The organism is Moorena sp. SIO3I6, from assembly GCF_010672095.1.
This window is the reverse complement of sequence record NZ_JAAHHU010001050.1, coordinates 1-1,745: the sequence shown is the minus strand read 5'-3', so window position 1 is coordinate 1,745 and position 1,745 is coordinate 1. Positions and strand designations below refer to the sequence as shown.

General features: G+C 46.5%; 3 protein-coding genes. All 3 read right to left on the bottom strand.

The features are described from left to right. Positions 1 to 476: response regulator transcription factor (locus tag F6K49_RS45985; protein ID WP_293109035.1), on the bottom strand; the 476-nt coding region annotated here is incomplete at its 3' end. Positions 477 to 607: 131 nt separating this feature from the next. Then, positions 608 to 1,042 carry a peroxiredoxin gene (locus tag F6K49_RS45980; RefSeq protein ID WP_075898046.1) on the bottom strand — a complete coding sequence of 145 codons (435 nt, stop codon included), beginning with the start codon at positions 1,040 to 1,042 and terminating at the stop codon, positions 608 to 610. A 281-nt stretch (positions 1,043 to 1,323) separates the two neighbouring features. Further along, positions 1,324 to 1,745: hypothetical protein (locus F6K49_RS45975; protein WP_293109031.1), on the bottom strand; the 422-nt coding region annotated here is incomplete at its 5' end.

The window sequence follows — 1,745 nt, the reverse complement described above, 5'->3', positions numbered from 1 at the left end:
TCTAATAGACCCATATCCTTAGGTGTCAGATGTAATAGTTCCTGATCGTAGCTGACCTGGCAGTTACTGGGGTCAAGTTGGAGCAATCCCCACTCAAGCACAGGGAGTAGGGGGGTGCTGCTGCGGCGCAGCACTGCTCGAATTCGGGCTAATAATTCAGGTATGTCTAAGGGCTTGACTAAATAATCATCTGCTCCTGCATCTAAAGCTTCGACTTTGTTAGTGCTGGTGTCTTGGGCAGTGAGGAGTATAATCGGAGTGCGATCGCGTGCGTTTCGCAGCTGCTTGCACAAATCAATCCCCTTGAGCTTGGGCAGCATCCAATCTAGCAAAATCAAGTCATACTTAAATATCTCTGCTAGTGCTATGCCCTCATCCCCATCTGTAGCTAGATCAACCTTATAATGTTGACTAGCTAGCGCTGCCGTTACTACTTTGGCAATACCTTCATCGTCTTCTACTAGCAGGATTCTCACGAGGACCTAACAGCTCCAGCACCAAGGGGATGGGTTAGTTTCTTGATTATATAAATAGAGATTATATAAATAGTCATGACTTCGCCCAAATTAACAAAAATTTAGACGAAGTTTGAGGCTTTTGACTTAGCTTAGCCCATGGCTGTCAAGATATCTTGAGCGTGGGTAGCAGTTTTTACCGTCTCATCAACGTGAGTAATTTTGCCCTCGCCGTTGATAATGTAGGTTACCCGCTTGGAGTAACCCCCACCATCAACATCATAAGCCTTGGTGATTGCACCATCGGTATCTGCTAGCAGGGTGAAAGGCAGACCATACTTTTCCTTAAATTGTTTGTGGGATGCCTCATCATCCATACTGACACCGAGTACCACCATGTCTTTACCTTGATACTCAGTGTAGTTATCCCGAAAGCTTTGGGCTTCCTTGGTGCACCCTGGAGTATCGTCTTTGGGGTAAAAATAAAGCACTACAGTTTTACCCGCAAAGTCGGACAGTGAAACGGTATTGCCTTCGTCGTCTTTGACAGTAAATGCTGGTGCATCTATGCCAACTTGAAGAGCCATAACTTTTGTTTCCTATAGAAATATACTGAACTTATGTATAAAGTTTACACTAATAGGACTTACGTCTTAAAGCACTATTATACAGAAGTGCCTTTGTTGCCCAGTTTGGCGTGGGTCTTGAATAAATTCAAAAATTTGTAAGCATTCAGCATTCAGCATTCAGCATTCAGCATTCAGCATTCAGTTATCAGCGATTAGCGCTACAGATGGTGCTACTTGAGTTGCTTTTGAATAAGCGATGCAGCAAGGGAACAGGGGGAAACCCCCACTCGCGCTTTGCATCAAGACAACAGGTAAGCATTGGAATAATGCTGAGTGAAGTCCCAGGGTCGTTCGCACAGCGTGGCCATTCGCGTAGCGTGGCCATTCGCGTAGCGTGGCCATTCGCGTAGCGTGGCCATTCGCGTAGCGTAGCCATTCGCGTAGCGTGGCCATTCGCGTAGCGTGGCCAAAGCCTGTGCCACAAAGCACCTCAAGCAGCGTGGGCCAAAAGCCCACGGCTGACGGCTGACCGCTGACCGCTGACCGCTGACCGCTGACCGCTGACCGCACCTCAAGTAGCGCATATGCTTACCAAAAATTTCTAGAGTAAACCACCAGAGGTTGGCCTCTAATGTCAAAAAAACCTTAATATAGAAATAATCGGCGGTCAGTATAGTTCTAAGATTTAGTAACTGTGGCAAGAACTTCAATTCAGTCTCAA